7 protein-coding genes and 1 pseudogene are annotated in these 7459 nt (G+C 37.3%); 7 read left to right on the top strand and 1 reads right to left on the bottom strand.

Annotated features, from left to right (window positions below):
* Positions 1-21: 21 nt before the first annotated feature.
* From ADF75_RS06885 to ADF75_RS06890, 3 genes are all read left to right on the top strand, one after another.
* Positions 22-630, top strand: coding sequence for a DUF1269 domain-containing protein (locus tag ADF75_RS06885; protein ID WP_048789611.1), 609 nt, complete (start codon positions 22-24; stop codon positions 628-630).
* An 85-nt stretch (positions 631-715) separates the two neighbouring features.
* Positions 716-907: a nucleoside hydrolase-like domain-containing protein gene (locus tag ADF75_RS10300; RefSeq protein ID WP_082162670.1), complete on the top strand. Its 192-nt coding sequence runs from the start codon at positions 716-718 to the stop codon at positions 905-907.
* Complete coding sequence (locus ADF75_RS06890; protein ID WP_000157573.1) at positions 856-1047, top strand: hypothetical protein; 192 nt, start codon at positions 856-858, stop codon at positions 1045-1047. The genes ADF75_RS10300 and ADF75_RS06890 overlap by 52 nt, the downstream gene beginning before the upstream one ends.
* Before the next feature lie 65 nt (positions 1048-1112).
* On the opposite strand, the pseudogene ADF75_RS10935 reads toward ADF75_RS06890, so the two are convergent.
* Positions 1113-1235: pseudogene (locus ADF75_RS10935) on the bottom strand (transposase); the annotation flags it as partial.
* 757 nt (positions 1236-1992) lie between these two features.
* Between ADF75_RS10935 and ADF75_RS06895 the strand changes: the two are divergent.
* From ADF75_RS06895 to ADF75_RS06910, 4 genes are all read left to right on the top strand, one after another.
* Positions 1993-3291 (top strand): plasmid recombination protein, encoded by a 1299-nt coding sequence (locus ADF75_RS06895; protein WP_048789608.1) that lies wholly within the window; start codon positions 1993-1995, stop codon positions 3289-3291.
* A gap of 783 nt (positions 3292-4074) precedes the next feature.
* On the top strand, positions 4075-4956 hold the full coding sequence (locus ADF75_RS06900; RefSeq protein WP_048789609.1) for a replication initiation protein: 882 nt from the start codon (positions 4075-4077) through the stop codon (positions 4954-4956).
* 363 nt (positions 4957-5319) lie between these two features.
* On the top strand, positions 5320-5715 hold the full coding sequence (locus ADF75_RS06905) for a hypothetical protein (protein WP_048789610.1): 396 nt from the start codon (positions 5320-5322) through the stop codon (positions 5713-5715).
* 1139 nt (positions 5716-6854) lie between these two features.
* Positions 6855-7459: DUF1269 domain-containing protein (locus ADF75_RS06910; RefSeq protein WP_048789611.1), on the top strand; the 605-nt coding region annotated here is incomplete at its 3' end.

Genomic DNA, 7459 nt, shown 5'->3' on the forward strand with positions numbered 1-7459 from the left:
TTTAGAAAAGAGGTACTAACTATGGAAAACCTAGTAGTTTCAATCTTTAACACTGAAAGCGAAGCTTATCAGTCCTTTGCGGATTTGAAGGCTTTCCGCCAAACTCAGACGACCAAGGTTGCTCAAATCGCCTTGGTCAAAAATGAAAACGGTCACATCGTTGAAAAAGAACGCTATGACTTTGAAGATTCAACGACGGATGCAACCCTAGAAGGTGGCTTGCTCGGTGCAGTTATCGGGCTTTTGGGTGGTCCTATCGGCGTCTTGTTTGGTTATGGTATGGGTAGCCTCTATGGTTTGGCTGCTGGTGATGGCATTGATACGGCAGAAACTGGCCTGATTGACGTTGTTTCTCAGAAATTGACTAACGGTGAAACAGCCGTTGTTGCCTTGGTGCAAGAAGACAACGAAGCAGTCATCGATGCTTACTTCACCAAGTACGACACCCAAATCATGCGTTGGGATGTAGCAACCGTCGTAGCCGAAATCGAAGCAGCTCTGCAAGTCCAAGAAGACCTCTACAACCAGGCACGTGCACAAATGAAGGCTGAACGTAAAGCCGAACGCAAGGATAAACTTGAAGAATTCAAGGCAAATGTCAAAGCAAAATTTGACAAATTGAAAGCGTAAGCACTCAAGCATCTCATAAAAAATAGGCTTTCTACTTCTGGAAGATAGCCTATTTTTTAAAAAAACTAGATTTTAGAAAAAGGAAGTGACGGAAGGATTACGTTTTTTAGAGGAGCTCATTTTGGACGATGACCCCCGAACCCTCTATATCCAGACCTGGGGCGGGACCAATACAACTGCCAGAGCCCTCAAGTCTATTCAGGAGCGCTACGAGGGGACGGCAGAATGGCCTCCCTACATTCCGAAGAGGTGGACCCGCATTATGTCTTCGATATAACAGAAGAGGGCGCAAGTCTCACGGTTCATATCCCTGACGATGCAAAGTCAGACGATACCTTCCATATCATTACTGAGGTGCAAAATGTGACCGAGACTCCATTCAAAACCTATGTGCGTCGTATTCTCACGGTCAAATAATTTAGATGAGCTAGATTATTGCTCTTAAAAATGCTCATTGTCAACTGTAGTGGGTGGACATATAACTAAGCCCTAGAGAGAACCATCTTGGTTCTCTTTTTTGTGAAGTTCAAAGCGAGGTAAATCCGTTTTTTAAAGTTTTCAAAGTTCCGAAAACCAAAGGCATTGCGTTTGATGTCTTTGAGAACCAATCGCCAGCAGTATTTTAAGGCACGATAGTCAATGGATTTCTTGTCAAATTACTTCATGAGTTGAATACGAGTTTGATTGAGAGTACGGCTGAGGTGTTGGACGATATGAGTAAGTGCTTGATGATTGATGAGTTTCTAGGTAATTTTTTCGGTGCGTTATTCACGCCGATTTTTTTTCGAGTCCACTTTTGTGGGCCGAAAAAGCAGTGAATTTTTTGAACCGTGAGGGTCAAAAAAGGGGTGCAACCCATAGCCCTCGGCAGAGCGTTTTAGTTTTGTACGTTGCGCAGCAATGTCAAAACTACAAAAACGTTACTCTTTGACAAAGAGTAACAGAAACTCTGCTTGATCCGAGAAAGATATTTTTATTTTCAACTGATTACATATCGACAATAGTTGGCGTGGAATAGCGATAGCCCCACGCCGTAGCCCAACATTTTGGGCTAAATATTTCTCTTTAATCTGCTGAAACTATATAGAAATCCATAGATTTAAAAATCATGGACTTATATAGTAGTCCATGATTTCTGAAAAGATGGGCTTGTATAGTAGTCCATGAATTCTGAAAAGATGGACTTGTATAGTGTTCTATAAATTCTAAAAAGATGGGCACTATATAAGACCATCTTTTTGAAAAATAAATGCTCAAATAAATTTGTTAATCGCGTTTTGAACGGAAATTTTCAAAAATTTTTATTATCTTTTGCTTTTTGTGGCATACTACTATCACAATAGTAAGAGAGGAAATAAACTAATGAATCAAATGACCATTTCTTTTAAAACAAAAACTGGCATGACAAATATACGTCATAATAACAGAGATCTGAGCGAAGAAGAATTTAAAAGTAATGAACACAGGCATATAAATCGTGCATTGTCCCACGAAAATATAACGATTATTAAACGTGACATAAAAGAAGTCTATCACGATGAATTTGACGATGCTTTAAATACTTACAATTCAAAACAACGGAGGAAGGATAGAAAAATTGAAGACTACTACAAACACGTTAAAAAATCAAAGACATTGGATCTGCAACGTGAATTTGTAGTCTCAGTAGGTAATAAATCCGACTGGGAAAAGATGGATTTCAATAAAAAAAGAAAGGTAGGAGAGGCTCTAGCAAGCTACGTAAGAGATTTTAATGAACGGCACGATCATTTAGTCATCTATAATGCAGTTGTCCATTTAGACGAAGATGGAGCTCCTCACGCTCATTTTAACGTTGTTCCTATTGCTGATGGATATAAAAATGGTCTTTCAAAACAACCATCTTTTTCAAAAGCTCTCCTCCAGGAAGGATTTAAAGAAAAAGGCCGTGGCCAACTGAAACAATTTCGTGATCATGAAATTGATAGGATTCAATACTTTATGAAAAACCTTAATATCGAACGCAAGTTAGGTCAGACGAACGATATTAAGGATATGCGAGAATATAAAGAAACTATGCGACAAATTGAATTACAGAAGCAGCAAGAAGAGAAGGAACTGCAGCATTTGAAGAATGAAGTCGCAAACATGTCAGGAGAGTTGGATAAAGCAAAATTAGAAGATGAAACTATCAATGCTATGTTACGTCTTAAAATGATCAGTGAAACAGAAGTAGATAAAAGTCAATTTGAAATCAAAGAGCGAGGGCTATTTAATAATCGTGAACGTGTTGTGATTGTTCCTGAAGATGAGTTTGATAGAATAGCCATGAAGGCGAATTATAGCCCATTGTCGAATTTGTTGAACGATTTTAAAGAGTCTATTCTTCAAATAGGGTTCATTAAAAAGTTACATTCTACAATTTCATCTTTAAAGAACGTAATCAGAGAACTGAAAGCAGAATTCCAAAAAGAGAAAGCTCACTTGGAAGAAGAAAATCGAAATGCTTGGTCTAAGTATTTTGAAGCTAAGAAAGAAGCTGATAATTATAAACGTTTTAAATCAGAGTTTGAAAGATATTTATCTGAAGAGGAAAAAAATGAGATCTCAGATAAAATCTATGAACGTCAAGAAGCTGAAATTGAAGGAGGCTTGTGGCAAGATTTTGATTTAGATCGTTAGATAAATTAGGGGGAACCTTTATTCTTTTCTCCTCCTCAGTATGTAATAGTAATAGTAATAGTAGGAAGGGATTTAAGGGCCTAAAAACCCTATAACAAAGGGATTCTATTTGTTAAAGTACACCAAAATGCGGGGTAAAGTAAACGAAAATGCGTCAGAACGCTCGTCTCAACACCTCAAAAACCCAATCATATCAAGGGTTTGCGAGTTTTATCAAGTACAAAATATCGGTAAAAGGGGAAGATACACATTTCAAGTGCAGAGATAGTGTATTAACTGTATCAATCCAAGGGCTACAAAGGGTTAGAGCTTCTGTATTAACTGTATCTAACCAGTTTAGTTGTATTGATTGCTAATAAGCGAGGGCGTAAGCCCTAAAGAGCGAAGCTCTCTTGGTGCGTGAGCGTAGCGAACATGGTTCACTTGGATAAACCAGTCAAGAAGATTTTTAAAAAAGAAAATGGATAGAGGAAAAACGAGCGTAGCGAGTCTTTTTATATATATATTTAATTTAATGTTTAATAATATATTTAACAGCTCCGCGATCCTTAGAGCGCCAAGGGTTTTAGAGTTTTATGGGTGTAGAAATGTCGGTTTATGGGTGTAGAAATGTCGGTTTATGGGTGTAGAAATGTCGGTTTATGGGTGTAGAAATGTCGGTTTATGGGTGTAGAAATGTCGGTTTATGGGTGTAGAAATGTCGGTTTATTAAGAACAAATATAAATATTTGCTTTATAAAGTTTTTAGTGGTATAATTAAGAAGAAATGAAAAGGAGTTCTTAATGGCTAATGAAGTAGTTAAGCATCACAATGATTTAAACACAGTTATCATGAGAAAATGGACAGCGGAAGAGATGAATTTCTTTTTTGCGATTATTGCAAAAGCAAGGGATAAAGACACTTCTGACCTTGTTTTCGATAAATATCAGTTAGCAGAACTGGCAAACTATTCTATCGAACACAATAAGCGATTTTACGACACAATGGACAGTCTAGCAAATAACATTTCTCAATTAAGATACATCGAGAAAACAAAGAATTCTATCGAGTACATGCCACTTTTTACACGGTTTAAAGTTGAATGGGAAGAGGATTTGTCAGACATGCAAGCCCAAGTTTCTGTATCCCCTCTTTTTGAGTATATTTTGAATAAGTTATCAGCAAATTTCACTCAATACGAGCTACAAGAGTTTACTTCCATTCGCTCGACTTACGCAAAAACTGCTTACAGACTTCTCAAGCAATGGCGAACGGTTGGACGAAAAGAGTTCAAGATTGATGAATTTAAACTTTTGTTAGATATGCCAAGTAGCTATAAATCAAGCGAAATCGATAGGGCGGTTATCACTCCGATTTTAAAACAATTATCCCCGTATTTTGAGGATTTAAAGGTTAAAAAAATCAAGTCAAAAAAGCGTGGAAATCCAGTTTTAGCGTATGAATTCACTTGGAAAAAAGAAGTCGCTGGCACGTATGATCCAGACAAGTTTAACAAACCAAAATCAGAACCGAAAAAGGCTAATAAATCAAAATCAAGCAAGAAAACAAACGTGCCGGACTACTACAATCCTGGCTATAAAAAGAAACCTTTGACCCCTGAACAACAGAAATACGCGGACGAGTTGAAAACAAAAATAGAGAATATGAAAAAAGACGACGTTTAAGCCGTCTTTTTTTGTATCGTTTTTTTAAGGCAATATAACGTGTTTTAAGAGCCTTAATTGTGGGGGTGGTATATTTACCCTCGGAAGATAGTCCATATCGTTTTTTATTGCAACTGATAAGCGTTTCAGAGCTTAAAATCGATTCTCGATAAATACTTTCTCAAAAAAATAAAAATATACTATGACATCTATAACCAGATTAACAGAAGAAGGAAGACAACAATCAATTTTAAAATGCTTTTTAAAATTGATTGTTTAAGTGTTTTCATGGAATTGTGTGTGTAGAATTGTATAGAATATGCTACAATATATCTATACATAGTGCTATGTTTGTGTAGCAAATAAATACACCTAGGAGAAAAAATGAGCGTTCAAATCAGTGTGAGAGTTTCAAAAGAACAAAAGGAGAAACTTGTAGAACTAGCTAAAAATGAGAATAAAACAATTACACAATACATAGTCGATCGCTGTATTGTAGAAGAAAGCTACACAGATACTAGCAATGTAGATTATGCTAGCAATCGTGTAGCAGAAGTTCTACACGAGCAAATTGAGCAAATTCGTGCTGATTTTGAGACTGAACGTAGCTTTTATGTTTCTCAAATTGAGCAAAAAGATAAACAAATTGCTGATATGTTAGAGACTAATAATAATCAACTCCAGTTGATTGGAGCACTTACGATAAAAAATGAAACTCTACTTTTAGAAACAAAACAAAGCTGGTGGAAACGATTGTTTTCTAGTAAGAAGAATAAATAATGATCTATAACTAGTAGAAATTCTAGAAGTGAGGATTTTCATTTTAATAAATTTAAAAGAACAATTTAAAATGACAAATTTCTTGAGAAGTAAAATCGGAGGCAGATAATGTAAAGAGAGAGTATATGCTCTCTCTTTATTTGATTTGAAATAAGAGTAAAAAAGCAAGGTCAAAATGATCTTGCTTTTTTGTGTCGTTTTTAAGGCAATATAACGTGTTTTAAGAGCCTTAATCGTCGAGGTGGTATATTTACCTCGGAAGACTTTTCTCTTCGTTTTTTATTGTAAATGATAAGCATTTCAGAGCTTAAAATTGATTGCAGGGTTTTTTCTTCCCTAAAATTCTCCAGGAGGGACTTTTTTGATCGCTGATGAAAAAGGGCTGATTTTATTCAAAAATCGTGCATATTTGATGCTGAGACGGACATTCTGAGGTCATTTCAGTTTGATTTGTGGACGATAGACCACGAAAAAAACCTAGAGCCACAAGGGATAGGGGTTGTTTTGCTATTGAGATACTTCTTTCCGAAAAAGACAAATTTTTCGGAAAGTTGTTTTTTTGAAAAGTTCATCTCAAAATTCACCTTATTGTTTAAGAGACTTTAGGGCAAACCCATCTTGAGTAATAAGCAGTATCTCTTCTAGTACCTTTTATGATGGGACATCTTTGATGTTACAGCAAAGTAGTCAATCTTCATGTTGTTTTTTCATGCTTAGTCACCGACAACTTTAAGATCGCTAGCGACTACTTTTACTCCGCCCCAGGTACTACGTGCTATGTTCCACATGACGGATATAGGGATTAATCAGTTCAACCGTCATTATACGTATCATGGGTTTAGCCATACTTTCGTGTATGTTCGTACCCCCTATCAGTGGTGGGGATTTGTAGGAAAGACACCATTTATTGACTTTTTGCACGGGTGGCTTTAAGATGTTGCTGGACGCCTTTCTTGATAATCACTCAGAGTCGCCAGAGTGTCTGGCCCGAGATATGGCAAGGATATACCGCTGCCTGCACCAGTCCTTCGACGCTGACAAATTGCGACATATCATGTAAATTGTCGCATAAAAGTAGTTTCAAAAAAAGAAAAATGTGTTATAATGTATGTGTAATTTTTAGAAAAGAGGTACTAACTATGGAAAACCTAGTAGTTTCAATCTTTAACACTGAAAGCGAAGCTTATCAGTCCTTTGCGGATTTGAAGGCTTTCCGCCAAACTCAGACGACCAAGGTTGCTCAAATCGCCTTGGTCAAAAATGAAAACGGTCACATCGTTGAAAAAGAACGCTATGACTTTGAAGATTCAACGACGGATGCAACCCTAGAAGGTGGCTTGCTCGGTGCAGTTATCGGGCTTTTGGGTGGTCCTATCGGCGTCTTGTTTGGTTATGGTATGGGTAGCCTCTATGGTTTGGCTGCTGGTGATGGCATTGATACGGCAGAAACTGGCCTGATTGACGTTGTTTCTCAGAAATTGACTAACGGTGAAACAGCCGTTGTTGCCTTGGTGCAAGAAGACAACGAAGCAGTCATCGATGCTTACTTCACCAAGTACGACACCCAAATCATGCGTTGGGATGTAGCAACCGTCGTAGCCGAAATCGAAGCAGCTCTGCAAGTCCAAGAAGACCTCTACAACCAGGCACGTGCACAAATGAAGGCTGAACGTAAAGCCGAACGCAAGGATAAACTTGAAGAATTCAAGGCAAATGTCAAAGCAAAATTTGACAAATTGAAAGC

Origin of the sequence: Streptococcus sp. 1171_SSPC, assembly GCF_001069335.1 — a bacterium.
Lineage (GTDB): Bacteria > Bacillota > Bacilli > Lactobacillales > Streptococcaceae > Streptococcus > Streptococcus xiaochunlingii.